The following is a 22,376-nucleotide window of genomic DNA, read 5'->3' on the forward strand; positions in this document are numbered from 1 at the left end:
TCCGCCTGGATCGACGAAACTTACTGGACTCTCTGTCCATAAGAAATTGGTGGAGCTAGACGGGATCGAACCGTCGACCTCTTGCATGCCATGCAAGCGCTCTCCCAGCTGAGCTATAGCCCCAAAGTACCGCTGGATCTACCGTTCCGCTTCGCTCTGTCATTCAGTTCGTCGCTGGAACGGGGCGCATCTTAGGGGCGAGACGAAACCCTGTCAACAAGATTTTTTCAGATTTCTAATTTTTTTCTCCCAAAGAACAATCACTTATGTGACCGTCCCGATTTCCGGCCGGCGGAACGAGCGGGCCGCGCGCCCTCCTCCGGCCGCGCCAAATGGGCTGCGCAGGTATGAAAAAGGCCGGGCACCTGACGGCGACCGGCCTTCTCCAGTGTAGGAAAGATATTAGGCGCCGATGGCGTCGCGAATCTTCTCCCACTCCTTGGCTTCTTTCTTCGATGCACCACCCAGCAACTCCAGGGCCTGGCGCAGACGGTAGCGCGACAGATCGGCACCGAGGATTTCCATCGCGTCGAGTACCGACACCGAGCTGGCCTGGCCGGTGATGGCCGGGAACATCAGCGGCATCACGTCACGCAGCTTGAGGCCCAGGTGCTCGGCCACGGCCTGGATGGTCGCGGTGATGCGGTCCTTTTCCCACTGGCGCAGCGCTTCGAGCTTCCACAGCACCAGTTGCAGCACCTGGCGAACCTGGGTGGCGTCGAGCTTCTTGTGCTCGAACAGCTTGGCGTCCAGTTGCACGCCGCCGCTGAAGAAGAAACCGGCCAGCGGAGCGATCTGACTGAAGTTCTCCACCCGGCCCTGTACGTGCGGGGCGATCTTCATCAGATACTCGGGGTTGAGCGCCCACTTCTGCACTTCCTTGGCGAAGTCCTCCACCGACAGCTCGCGAATCCACTGGCCGTTCAGCCAGGAGAGCTTCTCGATGTCGAAGATCGGGCCGCCCAACGACACGCGGGACAGGTCGAAGTGCTCGATCATCTCCGCCAGGCTGAACTTCTCGCGCTCGTCGGGCATGGACCAGCCCATGCGGCCGAGGTAGTTCAACAGCGCCTGGGGCAGCAGGCCCATGCGCTCGTAGAAGGTGATGGAGGTGGGGTTCTTGCGCTTGGACAGCTTGCTCTTGTCCGGGTTGCGCAGCAGCGGCATGTAGCAGAGCACCGGCTGTTCCCAGCCGAAGTACTCGTACAGCTTGATCAGCTTGGGCGCCGAGGGCAGCCACTCTTCGCCGCGCAGGACGTGGGTGATGCCCATCAGGTGGTCGTCGACCACGTTGGCGAGGAAGTAGGTGGGCAGGCCGTCGGCCTTCATCAGCACCTGCATGTCCATGCGGTCCCACGGAATTTCCACGTCGCCGCGGAGCATGTCCGGCACCACGCAGACACCCTCGGTCGGCACCTTCATGCGCACCACGTGGGATTCGCCGGCGGCGATGCGCTTGGCCGACTCTTCCCTGGACAGGTGCATGCAGTGGCCGTCGTAGCGTGGGGTTTCCTTGCGCGCCTGCTGCTCGGCGCGCAGCGCATCGAGGCGCTCGGCGGAGCAGAAGCAGGGGAAGGCGTGGCCTTTTTCCACCAGCTCGTCGCTGTACTGCTTATAGATGGCGCCGCGTTCGCTCTGCCGGTACGGACCGTGCGGACCACCGACGTCCGGGCCCTCGTCCCACTCGATGCCCAGCCAGCGCAGCGCGTCGAAGATCTGCTGTTCCGATTCGCGAGTCGAGCGCAGCTGGTCGGTATCCTCGATACGCAGGATGAACTGGCCGCCGTGCTGACGGGCGAAGCAGAGGTTGAACAGCGCGATATACGCGGTGCCGACGTGCGGGTCGCCGGTAGGGGACGGCGCGATACGGGTGCGGACAGTGGTCATGAAGGCTCTCATGTGAATCGGTGAGGACAGCGCGGGCCGGGACACGCGCTCATGGACGCGATGTTATCAGGCGGGCCGCCCCCGGCTCCAGCCAACGCTCCGCATCGAGCGGCAGGTTGTTGATCAGGAAGTCGAGAAAGGCCTTCACCTTCATCGCCTGGAAGCGCCGCGACGGATAGACCGCATAAAGCTCGCCGACCGGCAGTTGCACCTGTGGCAATACGCGCACCAGGCTTCCGCTGCCCAGTTGCTGGTCGACGATCAGTTCCGGCAGCGAGGCAATCCCGGCACCGGCCAGCACCGCCTCGCGGGCGAAAGTGATGTTGTTGCACGACAGCACGCGATGGCAGGGAATCGTCTCGCCACGCAGCGGCCAGTAGCGCTGGGAGTCGGACTGCAACAGCACGGCGCGATGGCCAACCAGTTCCTCGACCTGTTGCGGATGGCCGTGCAGTCTCAGGTACTCGGGGCTCGCGCACAGGCAACGATTGGTGAGCAGCATGCGCCGCGCGATCAGCGTGGAGTCTTCCGGCTGGCCGACCATGATCACGATGTCCACGCCTTCCTCCAGCGGATCGACGCTGCGCGAGGTCAGTTCGACTTCGGCGGTGATCTGTGGATACAACCCCATGAAGCCCCCCAGCACCTTGGCCAGGTACATCTGCCCGAACTCGATGGGCGCGGTGATCCGCAGCAGCCCCGACGGCGCCTGCTGCAACTGCATCACCGCCTGCTCGGCCTCGGCGAAGTCGTGCATGATCTGCCGGCAGCGGTCGTAATACGCCTGTCCCACTTCGGTCAGGCGCAGCTTGCGAGTGGTGCGGTTGAGCAGCCGCACGCCAAGGCGCTCTTCGAGCAGGACGATACGCCGGCTCACGGTGGACTTCTGCATGCCTAGGCTCTGCGCGGCCTGGGTAAAACTGTGCAGTTCCACGACGCGGGTGAAGATCAGCGCATCATCCAGCCCCATGATTGTTCCCTATAAGCAACAAAGTTTCCGAAGTGTAGCGGCTACGTGCCGCCACGGAACACTGTTACATTGGCAAACATTTTTCGCCAACCAAACGCTCGTTTACCTATGCCTGCCCAACTGCAACGTCGCCTGACCGTGTTTTTCGTCATCCTCGTGGTGGTCGCCCTCGCCTTCCTGGCGCGCTGGTACTTCATCGGTCGCTTCGTCGAGGAAACCGATAACGCCTACGTGCAGGGCGAGATCACCCGTATTGCCAGCCAGCTCGGCGCCCGCATCGATGAGGTGCTGGTGCAGGACAACCAGCACGTGGAGAAAGGCCAACTGCTGGTGAAGCTCGAAGCCGACGACTTCAAGCTCGCCCTGGATCGCGCCAAGGCCACCCTGGCTACCCGCGAGGCGGAGTTGCAACAGGCGCACAGCAAGCTCAAAGGCCAATCGAGCAACATCGCCGCCAGCCTGGCCGACGTGAACGCCAGCCAGGCGACGCTGGGGCGCGCCGAAGTCGACCTTGGCCGCGCCCAGGCGCTGCGGGGGCCAGGCTATGTCTCGGAAGAACGCGTCACTACCCTGACCGCCGACTCCCGCGTCGCCCGCTCCCAGGTCGCCAAGGCCCAGGCCGACCTGCAGGCCCAGCGCATCCAGCGCGACACCCTGGGTACCGACATCCAGCGCCTGCAAGCGCAGATCGAGAGCGCCCGCGCCGATATCGCCCAGGCCGAACTCAACCTGGCCCGCACTGAAATCCGCGCCCCGGTGAGCGGCCTGGTTGGCCAGCGCAACGCCCGCATCGGCCAGTACGTGCAGGTCGGCACCCAGTTGCTGTCGCTGGTGCCGGACGATGGCATCTGGATCCAGGCCAACTTCAAGGAAACCCAGATTGGCCGCATGCGTCCGGGACAGACCGTCAAGCTGGTGTTCGACTCTTTCCCCGACACCCCCATCGACGGCGAAGTGCAGAGCCTGTTCGCCGCCTCCGGCGCCCAGTTCAGCCTGCTGCCGCCGGACAACGCCACCGGCAACTTCACCAAGGTGGTGCAGCGCATCCCGGTGAAAATCACCTTCGCCGACGACAACCCGCTCAAGGGCCTGATCCGCCCGGGCATGTCCGTCGAGGCCGAGGTCGAGCTGCGTGTCCGCTGACGCCCTGGTGCGGCCGGTCGGGGAGCCGACCCGCCGCGACTGGATCGCCGTCTTCAGCGTCATGCTCGGCGCGTTCATGGCGGTGCTCGACATCCAGATCACCAACTCCTCGCTGAAAGACATCCAGGGCGCACTGGCCGCCACCCTGGAGGAAGGTTCGTGGATTTCCACCTCCTACCTGGTGGCGGAAATCATCATGATCCCGCTCACCGCCTGGCTGGTGCAGCTGCTCTCGGCGCGGCGGCTGGCCTGGATGATCTCCACCGGCTTCCTGTTCTCCTCCCTGCTCTGCTCCTTCGCCTGGAACCTGGAGAGCATGATCGTGTTCCGCGCCATGCAGGGCTTCACCGGTGGCGCGCTGATCCCGCTGGCCTTCACCCTGGCGCTGATCAAGCTGCCGGAACATCACCGCGCCAAGGGCATGGCGCTGTTCGCCATCACCGCCACCTTCGCGCCATCCATCGGACCGACCCTGGGCGGCTGGCTGACCGAGAATTTCGGCTGGGAATACATCTTCTACATCAACATCCCGCCGGGCCTGCTGATGATCGCCGGCCTGCTCTACGGCCTGGAGAAGAAGCCGCCGCACTGGGAGTTGCTGAAGAGCACCGACTACGCCGGCATCGTGACGATGGCCGTCGGCCTGGGCTGCCTGCAGGTGTTCCTGGAGGAAGGCCATCGCAAGGACTGGCTGGAATCCAACCTGATCGTCAGCCTGGGCAGCATCGCGCTGGTCAGCCTGATCCTCTTCGTGATCCTGCAGACCTCGCGGCCCAACCCTCTGATCAACCTGGGCATCCTGCGCAACCGCAACTTCGGCCTGTCGAGCATCTCCAGCATCGGCCTGGGCATGGGACTGTACGGTTCGATCTACGTATTGCCGCTGTATCTTGCGCAGATCCAGGGCTACAACGCCATGCAGATCGGCGAAGTGATCATGTGGATGGGCGTGCCGCAGCTATTCATCATCCCGCTGATTCCCAAGCTGATGAAGATCATCGAACCGCGCCTGCTCTGTGCCCTGGGCTTCGGCCTGTTCGGCATGGCGAGCTTCTTCTCCGGCGCGCTCAACCCGGACTTCGCCGGCCCGCAGTTCAACCAGATCCAGCTGTTGCGCGCCCTCGGCCAGCCGATGGTGATGGTCACCATCTCGCTGATCGCCACGATCTACCTGCAACCGCAGGACGCCGGCTCCGCATCCAGCCTGTTCAACATCCTGCGCAACCTCGGCGGCGCCATCGGCATCGCCCTGCTGGCGACCCTGCTCGATAGCCGCGCCAAGGTCTACTACGACTACCTGCGCGAAGCGGTGGTGCCGGTGAACGGTGCGGTGGACGAGCGCCTGGCGCAACTGGCGTCGCAACTGGGCAGCCAGCAGGCGGCACTGGGCAAGATCAGCGAGATCGTCCACCAGCAGGCGGCGATCATGGCCTACAACGATGCCTTCCATGCCATCGGCATCGTGCTGGCGGTGAGCATGGTGGCGGTGCTGCTGACTCGTCCGCTGCCGGCCGGCGTCGGTGCCGACGCGGCGGCCGGGGCGCACTGACCATCCTGCGCCAAGCCCCCTTGTAGGAGCGAGCTTGCTCGCGAACCCCGCTTCACGCCGAAGCATGACGGTGCTGTGCGGTTCGCGAGCAAGCTCGCTCCTACGAAAAGCTATCCACGCCTCGACTGTCCTCCCCTGTCAGCCCATCGACACCATCCGGTCGCGCAGCTTGCCGATCTCGTCGCGCACCCCGGCGGCGGCCTCGAACTCCAGGTCGCGGGCCAACTGGTACATGCGTTCTTCCATCTGCTTGATGCGCTTGGCGATCTCGTCCGGCGTACGCAACTCGTTCTCGTAGCGGCCACTTTCTTCCGCGACCTTCGCCAGGCTGCGACGCTTGCCCCTGGCTCCCGGCACCACGGCGCCTTCGAGGATGTCCTTGATGTCCTTCTTCACACCCTTGGGCACGATGCCATGCTTGGCGTTGAACTCCAGCTGCTTGATGCGGCGGCGCTCGGTCTCGTTGATCGCCCGCTGCATCGAGCCGGTGATGTTGTCGGCGTAGAGGATCGCCTTGCCGTGCAGGTTCCGTGCGGCGCGGCCGATGGTCTGGATCAGCGAGCGCTCGGAACGCAGGAAGCCTTCCTTGTCCGCATCGAGGATCGCCACCAGCGCCACCTCGGGCATGTCCAGGCCCTCGCGCAGCAGGTTGATCCCCACCAGCACGTCGAAGGCGCCGGCGCGCAGGTCGCGGATGATCTCCACCCGTTCCACGGTATCGATGTCCGAGTGCAGGTAGCGCACCCGTACGTCGTGATCGCCCAGGTAGTCGGTGAGGTCCTCGGCCATGCGCTTGGTCAGGGTGGTGACCAGCACGCGCTGGTCCTCGGCCACGCGCAGGCGGATCTCCGAAAGCAGGTCGTCCACCTGGGTGGTCGCCGGGCGGATTTCCACTTCCGGGTCGACCAGACCGGTGGGGCGCACCACCTGCTCGATCACCCGGCCGGCATGCTGCTCTTCATAGGGGCCGGGGGTCGCCGAGACGAAGATGGTCTGCGGGCTGATCGCTTCCCACTCCTCGAAACGCAGCGGCCGGTTGTCCAGCGCCGAGGGCAGGCGGAAGCCGTATTCCACCAGGGTTTCCTTGCGCGAACGGTCGCCCTTGTACATGGCGCCGACCTGGGGAACGCTGACGTGGGATTCGTCGATCACCAGCAGGGAGTTGGCCGGCAAGTAGTCGTAGAGGGTCGGCGGCGGCTCGCCGGGACCGCGCCCGGAGAGGTAGCGGGAGTAGTTCTCGATGCCGTTGCAGTAGCCCAGTTCGAGGATCATCTCCAGGTCGAAGCGGGTGCGCTGCTCCAGGCGCTGGGCCTCCACCAGCTTGTTGTTGGTGCGCAGGTAGTCCAGGCGCTGCTTGAGCTCGGCCTTGATGTGCTCGACAGCTTCCAGCAGCGTTTCCCGTGGAGTCACGTAGTGGCTCTTGGGGTAGAAGGTGAAGCGCGGCAGCTTGGTGATCACCTCGCCGGTCAGCGGGTCGAAGGCGGCGATGTTCTCCACCTCGTCGTCGAACAGCTCGACGCGGATGGCCTCCAGGTCCGATTCCGCCGGGAAGATGTCGATCACGTCGCCACGCACGCGGAAGGTGGCGCGGGCAAAGTCCATGTCGTTGCGGGTGTACTGCAGGCTGGTCAGGCGGCGCAACAGCTCGCGCTGGTCCATCTTGTCGCCACGGTCCAGGTGCAGGACCATTTTCAGGTAGGACGCCGGGTCGCCCAGACCGTAGATCGACGACACGGTGCAGACGATGATGGCGTCCTCGCGCTCCAGCAGCGCCTTGGTCGCCGACAGCCGCATCTGCTCGATGTGGTCGTTGATCGAGGAGTCCTTCTCGATATAGGTATCGGAGGACGGCACGTAGGCTTCGGGCTGGTAGTAGTCGTAGTAGGAGACGAAATACTCCACCGCGTTGTTCGGGAAGAAGGTCTTGAACTCGCCATAGAGCTGCGCGGCCAGGGTCTTGTTCGGCGCCAGGATCATGGTCGGGCGCTGTACCTGGGCAATGACGTTGGCGATGCTGAAGGTCTTGCCGGAGCCGGTCACCCCCAGCAGCGTCTGGTGCGACAGGCCCGCTTCCAGCCCTTCCACCATCTGTCGGATGGCTTCGGGCTGATCGCCGGCGGGCTTGAAGCGCGAATCCAGCTGGAATAACGACATGGGAACCTCGCATTGGCGTGTGACGCTTCGGTCGCCAAAGCGTCATACCAGTCGAAAAGCATGCGCGACAACTCGCGGCCTGCCATAGAGGCCTATATAATACCGGCCCGTCGACGCAACCCCCAGCGCCGTGAGCGGGGGGTTGCAATTGCACTTCACTCCCGCCTTAGAGCTGCTGCCAAAATGAGTCTGTTCTCTGCTGTCGAAATGGCCCCCCGCGACCCCATCCTGGGCCTGAACGAAGCTTTCAACGCCGATACCCGTCCGGGCAAGATCAACCTTGGCGTAGGCGTTTACTACAACGAGGAAGGCCGTCTCCCGTTGCTGCGCGCCGTGCAGGCCGCGGAGAAAGCCCGCATCGAGGCCCATGCCCCGCGCGGCTACCTGCCGATCGAAGGCATCGCCGCCTACGACTCGGGCGTACAGAAGCTGCTGTTCGGCGCTGATTCCAAGCTACTGGCCGAAGGCCGCGTGGTGACCACCCAGGCCGTCGGCGGCACCGGCGCGCTGAAGACCGGCGCCGACTTCCTCAAGCGCCTGCTGCCCAACGCCACCGTCGCCATCAGCGACCCGAGCTGGGAAAACCACCGCGCCCTGTTCGAAGCCGCCGGCTTCCCGGTACAGAACTACCGCTACTACGACGCCGCCACCCACGGCGTGAACCGCGCCGGCCTGCTGGAAGACCTCAACGCCCTGCCCTCGCAGTCCATCGTGGTGCTGCACGCCTGCTGCCACAACCCGACCGGCGTCGACCTGACCCTGGACGACTGGAAGCAGGTCCTGGACGTGCTCAAGGCCAAGGGCCACGTGCCCTTCCTCGACATCGCCTACCAGGGCTTCGGCGACGGCATCGACGAAGACGCTTCCGCCGTGCGCCTGTTCGCCCAGTCCGGCCTGAACTTCTTCGTGTCCAGCTCCTTCTCCAAGTCGTTTTCGCTGTACGGAGAGCGCGTTGGTGCGCTGTCGGTCGTGACCAACAGCCGCGAGGAGTCGGCCCGCGTGCTCTCCCAGGTCAAGCGCGTGATCCGCACCAACTATTCCAACCCGCCGACCCACGGCGCCAGCGTCGTCGCCGCCGTGCTGAACAGCCCGGAACTGCGTACCCTGTGGGAAGACGAACTGGGCGAAATGCGTAGCCGTATCCGCACCATGCGCGAAGCGATGGTCCAGCAACTGGCCGCCCTGGGCGCCAAGCGTGACTTCGGCTTCGTGGCCCAGCAGCGCGGCATGTTCTCCTACTCCGGCCTGACCGCCGAGCAGGTCGAGCGCCTGAAGAACGAGTTCGGTATCTACGCCGTCGGCACCGGCCGCATCTGCGTCGCCGCACTGAACAACGGCAACCTGGACACCGTGACCCGCGCCATCGTCCAGGTGCTGTAAAAAATTAAGGGGAAGTCATCGGGGCGATGTTGACTTCCCCTTTTTAATCAGTAAGATACGCCCCGTTGTTCCGCGATAGCTCAGTCGGTAGAGCAAATGACTGTTAATCATTGGGTCCCTGGTTCGAGTCCAGGTCGCGGAGCCAAATTCAAAGCCCTCGGCACATGCCGGGGGCTTTTTCTTTGTGCCACTGGACTCTCTCCAGGGACTACGTCCCAGGTGATTCCCCCTTCGGGGCCGCGCTGAAGCGCGTTCGGCTGACGCCGTCGAGTCCAGGTCGCGGAGCCAAATTCAAAGCCCTCGGCACATGCCGGGGGCTTTTTCTTTGTGCTGCTGGACTCTCTCCAGGGACTACGTCCCAGGTGATTCCCCCTTCGGGGCCGCGCTGAAGCGCGTTCGGCTAGCGCCGTCGAGTCCAGGTCGCGGCAAAGCCCCTAAAAAAGCCGGTCAGCGACCGGCCTTCTTTCTACCTCGGCTCCTCAGAGCAAAATCCTGTCTCGATTCTTCTCCAGGATCCCTTTGCCGATCCCCTTCACTTCCAGCAGTTGATCGACGCTGGTGAACGGGCCGTTGGTCGTACGGTAATCAATGATCGCCTGGGCCTTGACCTTGCCAATGCCTTTCAGCGACTTCAGCAGCTCATCCACGGTCGCGGAGTTGATGTTCACCGTGTCGGCTTGCGCGACCGGCGCCCTGTTGGCGGGAGCGGAGGATTCGGCCGCAGGCGCGGCGACAGGTTCTGCCTTGGTTGCCGCACCAGCGACACCCACGAAAGAAAGACTGGCCAGCAGAATCAGGCTCGCAACGGAAAGCAGACTCTTCTTCATGAATCATTCCTTGATGTATCAGGTTTCGAGGCGGCGCCATTGCGCCGCCCGGAAAACATATCGCCAGGAATGTCCGTGAAAACGCCGGTTTAAAGAGTCGGCGGCAGTTTCCGCCACCGCCGATAGATTGTGCAGAAAAGGCTGACAGCGTTCGCAGATGCGGTTCTCCAACCCTCTGCTAGGAGCCCGTTTTCAGGGTTCCATGCTGCGCCGCTGCTGATGGATAAGGTCGACGATGTCGCCTTCCGGGCAATAGCCATTGACCGTTTCGCGCAGCAACTGCCGCACGCGCGCATAGTTGCCCTGGTCGACCGCCTTGAGCAGATCGACCAGCACCAGCTTGAAGCCCTCCCAGGGCATCAGCTCTTCGCTGGCCTTCATGATCATGGGGTGCTCGGTGGCGCTGACGTTATCGCCGATCAGCAACTCCTCGTAGAGCTTCTCGCCCGGCCGCAGCCCGCTGAACTCGATGGAAATATCGCCGTGGGGCGTCCGCTCAGAGCGCACGCTCAGGCCGGACAGGTGGATCATCCGTTCGGCCAGTTCGAGAATCTTCACCGGCTGCCCCATGTCGAGCACGAACACGTCGCCGCCACGCCCCATCGAGCCCGCCTGAATCACCAACTGGGCGGCTTCGGGAATCGTCATGAAGTAACGGGTGATGCCGGGATGGGTGACCGTCACCGGCCCGCCGCGCTTGATCTGCTCGCGGAACAGCGGAATCACCGAACCGGACGACCCCAGCACATTGCCGAAGCGCACCATCGTGAAACGGGTCTTGTTGACCTGATGCACGCCGGATTTGTCGCCGAACAGCACCGGCGCCGACTCCTGGCTCAGGGCCTGCAGGATCATCTCCGCCAGACGTTTGGTACTGCCCATGACATTGGTCGGGCGCACCGCCTTGTCGGTGGAGATCAGCACGAAATGCTGGACTCCGGCCTGCACCGCCACCTGCGCCGTATGGAGCGTTCCGAGCACATTGTTGAGCACGCCTTCGGAAATGTTGTGCTCGACGATCGGCACATGCTTGTAGGCAGCGGCATGGTAGAGGGTGGACACCTTCCAGGTCCGCATGACGTCGAGCAACCACTCGGGACTGCGCACGGAGCCCAGGATCGGCACCAACTGGACCGCCAGGGACTCGCGCTTGACGCGCATTTCCAGTTCCTGGTGCACGCGATAAAGGTTGTATTCGCTGTGCTCGAACAGGACGAGCACCGTCGGCGCAGAAGCCAGGATCTGGCGACAGAGCTCCGAGCCGATGGAACCACCCGCCCCCGTTACCATCACCGCCTGACCACGGATACAGTGCTCGAACAGCTCCCTACGCGGCTCGACCGCATCCCGCCCGAGCAGGTCGGCGATGTCCACCTCCTGGATGTCGTCCACCCGTACCCGGCCATTGGCCAGGTCGATGAAGCCGGGAACGCTGCGCACATGCAGTGGATAGGGTTCCAGCAACCCCAGGATCTCGCGGCGGCGCGCACGCGAGGCGGACGGAATCGCCAGCAGCACTTCCTGAGCGCCGGTCTCCTCGATCAACTGTTGGATATGCTTGGGCTTGTAGACACGCAAGCCAGCGATGACGCGGTTGGCGATCTCATCGTCGTCATCGATGAAGGCCACGGGCCGCATGGCCCGCCCCAGACGCAAAGCGGCGACCAGCTGGTTACCCGCCGAGCCGGCGCCGTACACGGCGACCTTTGGCAGGCCGTCCTGCTTGTTGAAGAACGGGACCGCCTGCACAACGCCGTACCAGTCGCCCATGAAATACTGGCGCATGGCCAGACGCAGGCCACCCATCATCAGCAGGCTCAGCCACCAGTAATTCAGCACCAGGGAACGCGGAACCGCCTCGATCACCGAACGGTTCCAGTACACCACCAGCGACAGCAGCAGGGCGGACAGTGTAACCGCCTTCCAGATGGCGATCAGCGCGTCGTTGCCCAGATAACGCATCACCGCGCGATACATGCCGAAACGGATGAACAGCGGAGTCGCCACCAGCGGCGCAGCGACGAACAGCCAGCCGTGCACGCGCATCGGATAAAGCAGGTCTTCCGTCCCCAGACGTACGATGAATGCCATCCAGAGCGAAAACCACACCAGCATGATGTCAGTGGCGACCTGCAAGAGGCGCTTGTAGCGTCGCGGAAGCCTTAGCAAGCGTTCTCGAAGCATTTGTGCTTGTCCTTCATCGAGAGCGGAGATAACCCGTTCTTCCCCGCTACATTGACCACCATTTCCAATGGAGTTCAGCTCACGTCCTGATCATCCGGACGACCTGCACCCAGACGAGCTACCACAAGCACCAGAGGAGCATAGGCCACAATCAGTACCGGCAAACCGGAAACCCACCCCAGACTGACCAGAATCGCCAGCGGCATCAACCAGCACAGGTTGATGCCTGTAATTGCCAGGGAAACCCGCAAGTGGCTGCCATATTGCCGTGAGGCCCGCTGGTAGGCATGGCTGCGATGCGCCTCGTAGACCCGCTCGCCGCGAATCAGGCGATGGAGCAAGGTGTAGCTCGCATCCACGACGAATACCCCCAGCAGGATCAGCCAGCTCCAGAGCAGCGACGACGATACCCATCCCGCCTGGAGCGCCATGCCTCCCAATACGACCCCGAGAAAGCCGCTGCCGGCATCCCCCATGAAAATACGCGCCGGCGGAAAGTTCCATACCAGGAATCCCGCGGTCGCCGTGGCCAGGATCAATGGGAGCCACGCATTCGAGCCCGCGCCGGCCAAGCCGTAACAGAGCGCGCCCGCCAGGCAGACACCGATGGCTTCCAGGCTGGCGATGCCATCGATGCCATCCATGAAGTTGTACAGGTTGAGCAACCAGACAAGAAATACCAAGGCTAGCAGATCACCCGGAAGCCCCAGGTCGAGCATGCCCCAGGGCACGGACAGCACCGGCAACCCGCCCACCCAGTACAGCAGCCACCCCGCCCCGAGGAAATGCCCGAGCAGGCGCCAGCGCGCCGGAATATGCCGATGATCGTCCAGGAAGCCTATGGCCGCCACCCAGGCGCCGGCCGGCAGCAGGGCCACCAGGCTACGAACCTCCACCACACCCAGGACAGCCGCCAGCGCCAGGCAGCCGAGGAACCCCGCCACGATGGCGACACCACCGCCCCGGGGCGTCGGAATCCGGTGCGAGCTGCGCGCATTGGGGATGTCCATGATGCTCCGTGCCAGCGCATAGCGCCGTACGCCCCAGGTCATGCCCCAGGACACCAGGAAAACCGCCGCCAGCAATACACCCATGCTCATTGGCCTCGGCACTCCCTGTACCATTCTGCGGTTTCCCGGATGGCCTGCTTCACCGGCACCGGCGGCTGCCAATCCAGAATCCGGCGGGTGGCGGAGATGTCCACCTGCAGCGAACCCAGCAGGCGCTGCACCTGCTGACCGCGCCCGGTAAGCACCCCCAGCGCGCGCAGGGCCAGGGCCGGCACCGGCAGCAGCCGCGGGCGCACACCCAGTGCTTCGCTCAACTCGCGGCACAGTTGCGTCGTGGACAGATCCTGCCCATCGCTGACCAGGAACACCCGGCCAGCCGCCTCGGGGTGACGCGCGCACAGCAACAGCAGATCGACCAGGTTGTCCCGCGCAACCAGACTGCGGCGATTGTCGATGGCTGCGAAAGGCAGTGGCAACCGCCGCTGCAACGCCCCCATCAGACTGGCGAAATTGGCCTTGACGCCCGGCCCGTAGACCAGCGGCGAGCGCACCACGACCACTTCAAGCCCGGTCTCGCCGGCAATGGCGAACAGCGCCTGCTCCGCCTCGAGCTTGGACTGGCCATAGGGATCCTGCGGGCGCGCGGCGTAATCGGCACGGTACGGCTGCCCCGGCTCGGTTTCCTCGCCATTGACCTTGATGGAACTGACGTAAACGAATCGCTTCACGCCCGCCGCAGCGGCCTGCCGAGCCAGGTGGCGAGTCGCATCGACGTTCACCGCACGGAACGCGGCCAGCGGATCGCTGGCGCGCTCGCCGATGACAGGCACACGCGCCGCCGCATGGATGACCACGTCGATACCCCGCAGGGCCTCGTCCCAGCACTGGGTGGCACTCAGCCCTTCGATATCTGCGCACTCGACGCCGGCTGGCACCTCGTCCGGCGGCCGCCGCACGGCGATGCGCACCCGCACGCCCGGCTCCGCGCACAAGCGCAGCAGCACGCCTCCACCGACAAAACCTGTCGCGCCCGTCAGTAAAACGTTCAATCCGGCACCTGTAGAAACTGACACCCACGGCGTCATTCAGAGAGTCGCCCTAGAGAGGCGAGATGACCGGCCGCAGCGCATTCCAGGCATGGCAGCTCGGACACTGCCAGTGCAGCTCCCGCCCGGCGAAGCCACAGCGGCTACAGCGATAGCGCGGCATTGTCCTATACAGGCCGATGATAATTGGAGCAATTTTTTCAACGGCGGATGGGTTGTCGACAGCTTTCTCGACTCCGTCCAGAAATTCGCCGATTCCCTGCCAGGAGGGACGCTGTTCGACGCGCCGCAGCAGACTGTCACGCCAATGCGTCGAGGCGCCGTCATCCTCGGTTTCGGCCAGGACAGCCAGGATCAGCGGCGGCACCTCTTCGGACTCCGCCAGGTCACGGAGAAACTTGCGCACCAGCGGCACGCCCAGGCAATCGTAACGCCGCAACAGCGGCACGATCTCCCCAACGAAAGCCTTGGCGTCCCGCGCCAACTCAGTCATCGTGGCAACGGCCGCGGGATGGTCCTGGCGCCAGAGCTCACAGTCCAGCCGCATCAACAGCGCACGCACGCAATGGCGATCCACCCGGCGAGCTTCGCGCAGAAGCTCCTGCATGGCGCTGCGATCACCGCTCCGGCCCTTGTCCTGGGCCAGCTCGCAATAATAGTTGGCCAGCGCCGCGCTCAGCTCGGGGCGGCTCGGCACCAGTTGGGCGGCCAGCTCGATCGCCCGCGACCAACCCTTTTCCCGCTCGCAGATCAGGCGCTGCTCATCCAGCGCCTCCAGCGAAATCGGCTCGCCCTGCAGATGGATCAGCTCATCCAGCAACTCCTCGGCGCTGCCGAGCAGGCCGCCGGCAATGAAGTCACGCGCCAGCTCGAGGCGAACCTGGGAGGCCAGCGATGCGTCCTCCCCCGTGCGCCCCAAGAGATCCTGGTGAATATGAATGGCCTTTTCGATGTCACCGCGACGGCGGAACAGGTTGCCGACGTGCAGATGGCTTTCCAGCGTCTCCGGGCTGAGCAGCAGCCCCTGGGACAGGCTTTCCAGCGCATCGTCGGAGTGGCGCTCCAGCAGATTGTGCATGCCGTGGATGCGCGAACGCAGGTCCTTGCCTTCGCCGGCAGCGGATCCAGGACGCGAACGCCGCCCCATCCACCAGCCGATGGCCAGGGCGCAGAAGAAGAACAGTGTCGCCAGTACGCTAGGCATGGTCCGTCAGCGACTTGTCACGCAGCGCGTCGTTCTCCTTGCGGAAGCGGGTGATTTCGGAGCGCATGCCGGCCATGCGGACGCGCGCCCGGGCGCGGACGGGGACGCTCAACAGCAGGCCGATCAGCCCACCGAGGATGAAAGCCAGGGAAACGAACAGCACCAGTGGCCATTGCGGCGACTGCCAGCCGAGGAAGGTCAACTGCACGGGCTGGAGGTTTTCCAGGGCGAAAACCACAACCACGGCGGCCAGCACGACGAACGCCAGGATGAACAGGAAACGCTTTACCCGAAGCATGGAAACTCCTTCAAAACGGATACCCCGGGATCACTCGGGCTCGTTGACGCGGTCGCGCAGCTCCTTGCCGGGCTTGAAGTGCGGGACGAACTTGCCGTCCAGGCGCACGGATTCGCCGGTTTTCGGATTGCGGCCAGTGCGCGGCGCACGGTAATGCAGCGAGAAGCTACCGAAACCCCGGATTTCGATGCGATCCCCAGTGGCCAGAGCCTGGGACATTTGCTCAAGCATGGTCTTGATCGCCAGCTCCACATCCTTTGCGGAAAGCTGCCCCTGATGGGTGACGATTCTCTCGATCAACTCCGACTTGGTCATGGTTTTCCCTTCTTTTTCAAGCGGCTAGATCAGCTCTAGGTTCTTTTAGCATGCTGATCATGCTTTGAACAGCCCGAAGGGGGAGGATGTGATTACTCCCCCACCGGACCGGTGCCGGGAATAAAAAAATGGCCGGCCTCCGGGGGATGGAGGTCGGCCACGGCCGCACCCAGGAGCGAAAGGGTGCGCAAGGAAAAAACGGATCAGGCGACGGCGGCGAGCTGGGCCTTGGCCCTGGAAAGGCCCTTCTCGGCGAACTCGGCCCCCATGTTCAGGCCTTCGGCATGGATGAAGATGACATCGTGGATACCGACGAAGCCCAGCGCCTGGCGCAGGTAGGGCTCCTGGTGGTCCAGCACGCCACCGGCGTAGACGCCGCCGCGGCTGGTCAGCACGAAGGCGCGCTTGCCGGTCAGCAGCCCCTGCGGGCCGGTCTCGGTGTACTTGAAGGTGACGCCGGCGCGCAGCACGTGGTCCAGCCAGGATTTCAGGGTGCTGGGGATGGCGAAGTTGTACATCGGCGCGGCCAGCACCAGCACGTCGGCGGCCTGCAGTTCGGCGGTCAGCAGATTGGAACGCTGCAACGCCGCGCGCTCGGTTTTGGACTGTTCCTGTTCAGGCTTCATCCAGCCGCCCAGCAGGTCGGCGTCCAGGTGCGGGACCTGCTCGGCGGCGAGGTCGCGAACCTGGATGTCATCCGCCGGGTGGGCGGCCTGCCATTGGGCGATGAAATCGCGGGTCAGCTGACGGGATACGGAACCTTGCTGACGGGCGCTGCTTTCGATAACCAGAACGCGGGACATGGATTCGACCTCCATCGGTCATAACTGGGCGATGGAGTGAATCCTAAAGATGGATAAGTCGATAAAAAAGCGGAAATAATCGCTACTAATTATCGAATAAATTGATTTTCAAGCAGACTGCTTCTAGTCTTGAGCGAACATCGAAGCGCCGTTAGGCCGGCCTGCAGGTGAGTTTGATGCGCAGCTTGATCACCGCACGGCTGAAGCTGGAGGTCATGTTGGCCTGCTTGCCCGGCTCCAGGGTGGCCTTGCGCACATGGGGCGTTTCCGGGCCATTGACGAACACCGCGGTACAGGTCACCGACTGCTGGCCGTTGTTGCGCAGGAGGATGGCTCCCATCTGGTCACCGATGTCCTGGGTCTCGTAATCGACCTCGGTGCCGTTGAGGCTCTTCTGCACCTCGATGGGATAAGCCAGGGCGGTCAGCGGCAACAAAGCCAGTACGGCACAGCAGATTTTTTTCATGGCGGTCTCTTGCAGGTCTTCTTCGGACCGCCAGATTAGACAAGAGGAAGCGAGGATGAAAGCGCCCCGCGTTACCCTGGATCAGTGGAGAACCCTGCAGGCCGTGGTCGATCACGGCGGCTTCGCCCAGGCGGCGGAAGCCATGCACCGTTCGCAGTCGTCGATCAGCTATACCGTGGCGCGGATGCAGGAACAGCTCGGCGTGCCGCTGCTGCGCATCGACGGGCGCAAGGCCGTGCTCACCGAGGCCGGGGAGGTGCTGCTGCGGCGCTCCCGGCAACTGGTGAAGTCCGCCGGGCAACTGGAAGAGCTGGCCCACCATATGGAACAGGGCTGGGAACCGGAAGTCCGCCTGGTGGTGGATGCCGCCTACCCCACAGTGCGCCTGGTGCGCGCCCTCTCCGCCTTCATGCCGCAAAGCCGTGGCTGCCGGGTGCTGCTGCGCGAGGAAGTGCTTTCCGGCGTGGAGGAAGCCCTGGTGCAGGGCCACGCCGACCTGGCCATCAGCGGCCTGCACATCGCCGGCCACCTGGGCGCCGACCTGAGCGTGGTGGACTTCGTCGCCGTAGCCCACCCCGACCATCCGCTGCACCGCCTGCAACGGGAACTCACCCACCAGGACCTGGAAGCCCAGATGCAGGTGGTGATCCGCGACTCCGGTCGCCTGCAGCCCCGCGATGTCGGCTGGCTGGGCGCCGAGCAGCGCTGGACGGTGGGCAGCCTGGCCACCGCCGCCACCTTCGTCAGCAACGGCCTGGGCTTCGCCTGGCTGCCGCGACACATGGTCGAGCGCGAACTGCGCGACGGCCTGCTCAAGCCGCTGCCACTGACCCAGGGCGGCGTACGCGAGAGCCGCTTCTATCTCTACCCGAACAAGGAAAAGCCGCTGGGTCCGGCCACGCAGATTCTCGTCGAGCTGCTGACCACCTTCGCCAGCGTCCCGCTGGACGCGCACTTCGCCGCCCCCGAGAGCCCGGCCTGAAGCCGGACTCGCCCAAGGAGCCCGCCATGCCCTTCTTCGACCACACCGGCCACCGCCTGCATTACGAGGAAAGCGGATTCGGTACCCCGGTACTGCTGGTGCACGGCCTCGGCTCCAGCACCCGCGACTGGGAATACCAGGTGCCGGAACTGGAAAAGCGCCACCGGGTGATCGCCCTCGACGTGCGCGGCCACGGCCAGTCGGACAAGCCGCGCGAGCGCTACAGCATCGCCGCCTTCGCCGAGGACGTTATCGCCCTGCTCGACCACCTGCGCCTGGGCCGCGTGCACCTGGTGGGCATCAGCATGGGCGGCATGATCGGCTTCGAACTGGCCACCCGCTGGCCGGAGCGGCTGAACAGCCTGACCATCGTCAACAGCGCGCCGGAGGTCAAACCCCGCACTCCGCGCGAGTACCTGGAAGTGGCGCGCCGCCTGTTCCTCGCCCATGTGCTGGGCCTGGACACCGTGGGCAAGGCCCTGGGCAAGCTGCTCTTTCCCAAGCCCGAACAGGCCGACTTGCGCCGCAAGATCCAGCAGCGCTGGCCGCAGAACGACAAACGCGCTTACCTTTCCAGCCTGCACGCCATCATCGGCTGGGGTGTGCAGGAACGCCTGGCGCGCATAACCTGTCCCACGCTGGTGATCAGCGCCGACCGCGACTACACCCCGGTCTCGCTCAAGCAGGCCTACGTCGGGCACTTGCCCAACGCCCGCCTGGTAGTGATCGAGGACTCGCGCCACGCCACGCCGCTGGATCAACCGGAACGCTTCAACACCACCCTGCTCGACTTCCTCGAGCAGGTCGACCATCCCTAGAACCTTCAGGAAACATCCGCCAAATGACCCTGTTCAAACGCTTCCTGCTCGCCGCCTGCTCCCTCGTCCTGGCCGGTTCGGCATTCGCCGCCGACGCCAACAAGCCGCACGTGCTGCTGTCCACCAGCCAGGGGGAAATCGAAATCGAGCTGTACGCCGACAAGGCGCCGATCTCGGTGAAGAACTACCTCGCCTATGTCGACAGTGGCTTCTACAACGGCACCATCTTCCACCGCGTGATCCCCAACTTCATGATCCAGGGCGGCGGCTTCACCGAGAACATGAACCAGAAGGACACCCAGGCGCCGATCAAGAACGAGGCTGACAACGGCCTGCTCAACGAGCGCGGCACCCTGGCCATGGCCCGCACCAGCGACGTGAACTCCGCCACCAGCCAGTTCTTCATCAACCTGACCGGCAACGACTTCCTCAACCACGGCTCCCGCGACTTCGGCTACGCCGTGTTCGGCAAGGTCGTACGCGGCATGGGCGTGGTCGACCAGATCGCCGGCGTCAAGACCGGCAATCGCGGCATGTTCCAGGACGTACCGACCACCCCGGTGGTCATCCTCTCCGCCAAGCGCCTGTGATGCCTCGCGCATACGCCTGACGGAGGCCCTGTTCAGCGGGTCCAGGATGGACCCGCTACCAACCCGAGAAGAATCATGCTTTACCGTCGTTTCGAACGTCTGATCGACCCCTTCCGCGACGTCCCCGAGCGCATGCCGCCCACCGACGTCATCCGCTTCTACGTCTACTACCTGCGCCAGGTCTGGCCGGTGTTCCTCGCCCTGCTCATCGTCGGCCTGATCGCCGCGCTGATCGAAGTCGCGCTGTTCAGCTACCTCGGGCGCATCGTCGACCTCGCCCAGGGCACCGCCCCCGCCGACTTCTTCACCCAGCACGGCCGCGAGCTGATCTGGATGGCCGTGGTGGCGCTGATCCTGCGCCCGGTGTTCTTCGGCCTGCACGACATGCTGGTGCACCAGAGCATCAACCCCAGCATGACCAACCTGATCCGCTGGCAGAATCACCGCTACGTACTCAAGCAAAGCCTGGGCTTCTTCCAGAACGACTTCGCCGGACGCATCGCCCAGCGCATCATGCAGACCGGCAACTCGCTGCGCGACTCCGCCGTACAAGCGGTCGATGCCATCTGGCACGTACTCATCTACATCGTCAGCTCCCTGGTACTGTTTGCCGAGGCCGATTGGCGACTGATGATCCCTCTGCTGCTCTGGATGATCGGCTACGTCGGCGCGCTGGGTTACTTCATTCCACAGGTGAAGCACCGCTCGGTGGTTGCCTCGGACTCGCGCTCGAAACTCATGGGCCGGATCGTCGACGGCTACACCAACATCACCACCCTCAAGCTGTTCGCCCACACGCGCCAGGAAGAGGACTACGCCCGCGACGCCATCGACGACCAGACCCGCAAGGCCCAGAGCGCCGGGCGCGTGGTGACCTCGATGGACGTCACCATCACCGCCTTCAACGGCCTGCTGATCGCCGGCACCACGGGCCTGGCCCTGTGGCTGTGGACCCAGTCGCTGATCTCGGTGGGCGCCATCGCCCTGGCCACCGGCCTGGTCATCCGCATCGTCAACATGTCCGGCTGGATCATGTGGGTGGTCGGCGGCATCTTCGAGAACGTCGGCCAGGTGCAGGACGGCATGCAGACCATCGCCCTGCCCCGCCAGGTGGTGGACAAGCCCGATGCCAGGCCGCTGACGGTGAGTCGCGGCGAGGTGCGTTTCGAGCAGGCGAGTTTCAGCTACGGCAAGGGCGGCGGCCTGATCGACGACCTCGACCTGACCGTGCGCCCCGGCGAGAAGATCGGCCTGGTCGGCCCGTCCGGCGCCGGCAAGTCCACCCTGGTGAACCTGCTGCTGCGCCTGTATGACCTGGAAGGCGGACGCATCCTGATCGACGGCCAGGACATCGCCGGCGTGACCCAGGAAAGCCTGCGCGCGCAGATCGGCATGGTCACCCAGGATACCTCGCTACTGCACCGCTCGATCCGCTCCAACCTGCTCTATGGCCGCCCGGATGCCGGCGAAGCGGAGTTGCAGGACGCGATCCAGAAGGCCCGGGCCTCGGAGTTCATCCCGCAGCTGAGCGACGCCGAGGGGCGCAGCGGGCTCGACGCCCACGTCGGCGAGCGCGGCGTAAAGCTCTCCGGCGGCCAGCGCCAGCGCATCGCGATCACCCGCGTGCTGCTCAAGGATGCGCCGATCCTGATCCTCGACGAGGCCACCTCGGCGCTGGACTCGGAAGTGGAGGCGGCGATCCAGGAAAGCCTGGAGACCCTGATGCAGGGCAAGACGGTGATCGCCATCGCCCACCGCCTGTCCACCATCGCCCGCATGGACCGCCTGGTGGTGCTGGAACATGGCCGCGTGGTCGAGAGCGGCAGCCACGCCGAGCTGCTGGCTCATGGCGGGCTGTACGCGCGGCTGTGGCGGCACCAGACGGGTGGGTTCGTCGGGGTGGATTGATCTCCGATGCACCGCCGCTCCGGCAAGCTGCGCTGATACATCCGTTATCTGTAAGAGCGAGCTTGCTCGCGAACAGCCCGAGCATCAGAGCCGCCGGGAAATCCGTTCGCGAGCAAGCTCGCTCCTACGAAGAGCCGCTCGCGCCCCCATAAAAAAGCCCGGCACAAGGCCGGGCACGTCCAGATCAGGACAGCTCAGTGTGTATCCAGCAAAGCCAGCGCCTCGCGGCCCAGGCGTTCGACCGTGGCCCAGTCGCCGCTGTCGATGGCGGCCTTGGGCAGCATCCAGCTACCACCCACGCACATCACGTTGGGCAGCCGATGGTAGTCATTCAGATTGTCCGGGCCGACGCCGCCGGTGGGGCAGAAACGCACGTCCGGGAACGGCCCGGCAAAGGCCTTGAGCGCTTCCACGCCGCCGCACACCTTGGCCGGAAACAATTTGAAGCGGCGCAGGCCGTGGCGGTATGCGGCCATGATGTCCGACGCCGTGGCCACCCCCGGCAGCAGCGGCACCGGGCGGCCGGCGGCGTATTGCAGCAGCTCATCGGTGCAGCCCGGCGTCACGATGAATCTCGCCCCCGCCTCTTCCGCCCGGCGGAAGGTTTCCGGGTCGAGCACCGTTCCGGCGCCGACCAACAGTTCCGGACGCTGTTCGCTCAACTGGCGAATCGCGATGAGCCCCAGCGACGTCCGCAACGTGACCTCCAGGACGGTGAGCCCTCCAGCGGCCAGGGCATCCGCCATCGGCAGGATGTCCGCCTCGCGCTCGATGGTGATCACCGGCAGGATCCGCGCGCGCCGCGCCAGGGCATCGATCTGCTGGATGTGTTGTTCAGACAT

General features: G+C 64.5%; 20 protein-coding genes and 2 tRNA genes. 8 read left to right on the forward strand and 14 right to left on the reverse strand.

The window, feature by feature from the left end; translation table 11 throughout:
• Positions 1 to 47 precede the first annotated feature (47 nt).
• From H681_RS16830 to H681_RS16840, 3 genes are all read right to left on the reverse strand, one after another.
• Positions 48 to 123, reverse strand: a tRNA-Ala gene (locus H681_RS16830).
• Positions 124 to 402: 279 nt separating this feature from the next.
• On the reverse strand, positions 403 to 1,887 hold the full coding sequence (gene gltX, locus H681_RS16835; protein WP_015478079.1) for a glutamate--tRNA ligase: 1,485 nt from the start codon (positions 1,885 to 1,887) through the stop codon (positions 403 to 405).
• Between the two features lie 49 nt (positions 1,888 to 1,936).
• On the reverse strand, positions 1,937 to 2,857 hold the full coding sequence (locus tag H681_RS16840; protein WP_015478080.1) for a LysR family transcriptional regulator: 921 nt from the start codon (positions 2,855 to 2,857) through the stop codon (positions 1,937 to 1,939).
• Positions 2,858 to 2,965: 108 nt separating this feature from the next.
• On the opposite strand from H681_RS16840, the gene H681_RS16845 reads away from it, so the two are divergent.
• The gene (locus H681_RS16845; RefSeq protein WP_015478081.1) at positions 2,966 to 4,000 is read left to right on the forward strand and encodes an HlyD family secretion protein; all 1,035 of its coding nucleotides are present in this window, start codon (positions 2,966 to 2,968) and stop codon (positions 3,998 to 4,000) included.
• Between the two features lie 43 nt (positions 4,001 to 4,043).
• A complete protein-coding gene (locus H681_RS16850; RefSeq protein ID WP_269078310.1) occupies positions 4,044 to 5,549 on the forward strand; it encodes an MDR family MFS transporter in 1,506 nt (501 codons plus the stop codon).
• A 138-nt stretch (positions 5,550 to 5,687) separates the two neighbouring features.
• On the opposite strand, the gene uvrB is transcribed toward H681_RS16850, so the two are convergent.
• Positions 5,688 to 7,703, reverse strand: coding sequence for an excinuclease ABC subunit UvrB (uvrB, locus tag H681_RS16855; protein WP_015478083.1), 2,016 nt, complete (start codon positions 7,701 to 7,703; stop codon positions 5,688 to 5,690).
• 183 nt (positions 7,704 to 7,886) lie between these two features.
• Between uvrB and H681_RS16860 the strand changes: the two genes are divergently transcribed.
• Both H681_RS16860 and H681_RS16865 read left to right on the forward strand, forming a co-directional pair.
• Positions 7,887 to 9,083, forward strand: a complete 1,197-nt coding sequence (locus H681_RS16860) for an amino acid aminotransferase (RefSeq protein ID WP_015478084.1) — start codon at positions 7,887 to 7,889, stop codon at positions 9,081 to 9,083.
• 69 nt (positions 9,084 to 9,152) lie between these two features.
• Positions 9,153 to 9,228 (forward strand) — tRNA-Asn (locus tag H681_RS16865).
• A 334-nt stretch (positions 9,229 to 9,562) separates the two neighbouring features.
• On the opposite strand, the gene H681_RS16870 is transcribed toward H681_RS16865, so the two are convergent.
• The 9 genes from H681_RS16870 to H681_RS16910 all read right to left on the reverse strand — a co-directional run bounded on the left by H681_RS16870 (position 9,563) and on the right by H681_RS16910 (position 17,236).
• Complete coding sequence (locus H681_RS16870) at positions 9,563 to 9,910, reverse strand: ComEA family DNA-binding protein (protein ID WP_015478085.1); 348 nt, start codon at positions 9,908 to 9,910, stop codon at positions 9,563 to 9,565.
• A gap of 192 nt (positions 9,911 to 10,102) precedes the next feature.
• Positions 10,103 to 12,094, reverse strand: a complete 1,992-nt coding sequence (locus H681_RS16875; protein WP_041712094.1) for a polysaccharide biosynthesis protein — start codon at positions 12,092 to 12,094, stop codon at positions 10,103 to 10,105.
• 74 nt (positions 12,095 to 12,168) lie between these two features.
• Complete coding sequence (locus H681_RS16880; RefSeq protein ID WP_015478087.1) at positions 12,169 to 13,194, reverse strand: MraY family glycosyltransferase; 1,026 nt, start codon at positions 13,192 to 13,194, stop codon at positions 12,169 to 12,171.
• Positions 13,191 to 14,153 carry a UDP-glucose 4-epimerase family protein gene (locus H681_RS16885; protein ID WP_041712095.1) on the reverse strand — a complete coding sequence of 321 codons (963 nt, stop codon included), beginning with the start codon at positions 14,151 to 14,153 and terminating at the stop codon, positions 13,191 to 13,193. The genes H681_RS16880 and H681_RS16885 overlap by 4 nt, the downstream gene beginning before the upstream one ends.
• A 49-nt stretch (positions 14,154 to 14,202) precedes the next feature.
• Positions 14,203 to 15,228 carry a tetratricopeptide repeat protein gene (locus H681_RS16890; RefSeq protein ID WP_236620483.1) on the reverse strand — a complete coding sequence of 342 codons (1,026 nt, stop codon included), beginning with the start codon at positions 15,226 to 15,228 and terminating at the stop codon, positions 14,203 to 14,205.
• Positions 15,229 to 15,346: 118 nt separating this feature from the next.
• On the reverse strand, positions 15,347 to 15,652 hold the full coding sequence (locus tag H681_RS16895) for a lipopolysaccharide assembly protein LapA domain-containing protein (protein ID WP_015478090.1): 306 nt from the start codon (positions 15,650 to 15,652) through the stop codon (positions 15,347 to 15,349).
• Positions 15,653 to 15,682: 30 nt separating this feature from the next.
• Positions 15,683 to 15,967, reverse strand: coding sequence for an integration host factor subunit beta (gene ihfB / locus H681_RS16900; protein ID WP_015478091.1), 285 nt, complete (start codon positions 15,965 to 15,967; stop codon positions 15,683 to 15,685).
• A gap of 203 nt (positions 15,968 to 16,170) precedes the next feature.
• Positions 16,171 to 16,770 carry an FMN-dependent NADH-azoreductase gene (locus H681_RS16905; RefSeq protein WP_015478092.1) on the reverse strand — a complete coding sequence of 200 codons (600 nt, stop codon included), beginning with the start codon at positions 16,768 to 16,770 and terminating at the stop codon, positions 16,171 to 16,173.
• 151 nt (positions 16,771 to 16,921) lie between these two features.
• Complete coding sequence (locus H681_RS16910) at positions 16,922 to 17,236, reverse strand: hypothetical protein (RefSeq protein WP_015478093.1); 315 nt, start codon at positions 17,234 to 17,236, stop codon at positions 16,922 to 16,924.
• A 55-nt stretch (positions 17,237 to 17,291) separates the two neighbouring features.
• Between H681_RS16910 and H681_RS16915 the strand changes: the two genes are divergently transcribed.
• From H681_RS16915 to H681_RS16930, 4 genes are all read left to right on the forward strand, one after another.
• On the forward strand, positions 17,292 to 18,218 hold the full coding sequence (locus tag H681_RS16915; protein WP_015478094.1) for a LysR family transcriptional regulator: 927 nt from the start codon (positions 17,292 to 17,294) through the stop codon (positions 18,216 to 18,218).
• A 26-nt stretch (positions 18,219 to 18,244) separates the two neighbouring features.
• Entirely contained in the window at positions 18,245 to 19,036 is a 792-nt protein-coding gene (locus tag H681_RS16920) for an alpha/beta fold hydrolase (RefSeq protein ID WP_015478095.1), read from the forward strand.
• Positions 19,037 to 19,065: 29 nt separating this feature from the next.
• Positions 19,066 to 19,626: a peptidylprolyl isomerase gene (locus H681_RS16925; protein WP_041712654.1), complete on the forward strand. Its 561-nt coding sequence runs from the start codon at positions 19,066 to 19,068 to the stop codon at positions 19,624 to 19,626.
• Positions 19,627 to 19,701: 75 nt separating this feature from the next.
• Positions 19,702 to 21,534 (forward strand): ABC transporter ATP-binding protein, encoded by a 1,833-nt coding sequence (locus H681_RS16930; protein WP_015478097.1) that lies wholly within the window; start codon positions 19,702 to 19,704, stop codon positions 21,532 to 21,534.
• A 194-nt stretch (positions 21,535 to 21,728) separates the two neighbouring features.
• On the opposite strand, the gene H681_RS16935 is transcribed toward H681_RS16930, so the two are convergent.
• Positions 21,729 to 22,376, reverse strand: a complete 648-nt coding sequence (locus tag H681_RS16935) for a bifunctional 4-hydroxy-2-oxoglutarate aldolase/2-dehydro-3-deoxy-phosphogluconate aldolase (RefSeq protein ID WP_015478098.1) — start codon at positions 22,374 to 22,376, stop codon at positions 21,729 to 21,731.

The organism is Pseudomonas sp. ATCC 13867, from assembly GCF_000349845.1.
GTDB lineage: Bacteria > Pseudomonadota > Gammaproteobacteria > Pseudomonadales > Pseudomonadaceae > Pseudomonas.

What these genes read in the sequence shown, in the direction of transcription:
- gltX (WP_015478079.1), bottom strand. Translation starts at nt 1,887, where the DNA reads ATGACCACTGTCCGCACCCGTATCGCGCCGTCCCCTACCGGCGACCCG.
- ihfB (WP_015478091.1), bottom strand. Translation starts at nt 15,967, where the DNA reads ATGACCAAGTCGGAGTTGATCGAGAGAATCGTCACCCATCAGGGGCAG.
- H681_RS16895 (WP_015478090.1), bottom strand. Translation starts at nt 15,652, where the DNA reads ATGCTTCGGGTAAAGCGTTTCCTGTTCATCCTGGCGTTCGTCGTGCTG.
- H681_RS16870 (WP_015478085.1), bottom strand. Translation starts at nt 9,910, where the DNA reads ATGAAGAAGAGTCTGCTTTCCGTTGCGAGCCTGATTCTGCTGGCCAGT.
- H681_RS16930 (WP_015478097.1), top strand. Translation starts at nt 19,702, where the DNA reads ATGCTTTACCGTCGTTTCGAACGTCTGATCGACCCCTTCCGCGACGTC.
- H681_RS16920 (WP_015478095.1), top strand. Translation starts at nt 18,245, where the DNA reads ATGCCCTTCTTCGACCACACCGGCCACCGCCTGCATTACGAGGAAAGC.
- H681_RS16860 (WP_015478084.1), top strand. Translation starts at nt 7,887, where the DNA reads ATGAGTCTGTTCTCTGCTGTCGAAATGGCCCCCCGCGACCCCATCCTG.
- H681_RS16845 (WP_015478081.1), top strand. Translation starts at nt 2,966, where the DNA reads ATGCCTGCCCAACTGCAACGTCGCCTGACCGTGTTTTTCGTCATCCTC.
- H681_RS16915 (WP_015478094.1), top strand. Translation starts at nt 17,292, where the DNA reads ATGAAAGCGCCCCGCGTTACCCTGGATCAGTGGAGAACCCTGCAGGCC.
- H681_RS16910 (WP_015478093.1), bottom strand. Translation starts at nt 17,236, where the DNA reads ATGAAAAAAATCTGCTGTGCCGTACTGGCTTTGTTGCCGCTGACCGCC.
- H681_RS16880 (WP_015478087.1), bottom strand. Translation starts at nt 13,194, where the DNA reads ATGAGCATGGGTGTATTGCTGGCGGCGGTTTTCCTGGTGTCCTGGGGC.
- H681_RS16905 (WP_015478092.1), bottom strand. Translation starts at nt 16,770, where the DNA reads ATGTCCCGCGTTCTGGTTATCGAAAGCAGCGCCCGTCAGCAAGGTTCC.
- H681_RS16935 (WP_015478098.1), bottom strand. Translation starts at nt 22,376, where the DNA reads ATGTCTGAACAACACATCCAGCAGATCGATGCCCTGGCGCGGCGCGCG.
- H681_RS16890 (WP_236620483.1), bottom strand. Translation starts at nt 15,228, where the DNA reads ATGCACAATCTGCTGGAGCGCCACTCCGACGATGCGCTGGAAAGCCTG.
- uvrB (WP_015478083.1), bottom strand. Translation starts at nt 7,703, where the DNA reads ATGTCGTTATTCCAGCTGGATTCGCGCTTCAAGCCCGCCGGCGATCAG.
- H681_RS16875 (WP_041712094.1), bottom strand. Translation starts at nt 12,094, where the DNA reads ATGCTTCGAGAACGCTTGCTAAGGCTTCCGCGACGCTACAAGCGCCTC.
- H681_RS16840 (WP_015478080.1), bottom strand. Translation starts at nt 2,857, where the DNA reads ATGGGGCTGGATGATGCGCTGATCTTCACCCGCGTCGTGGAACTGCAC.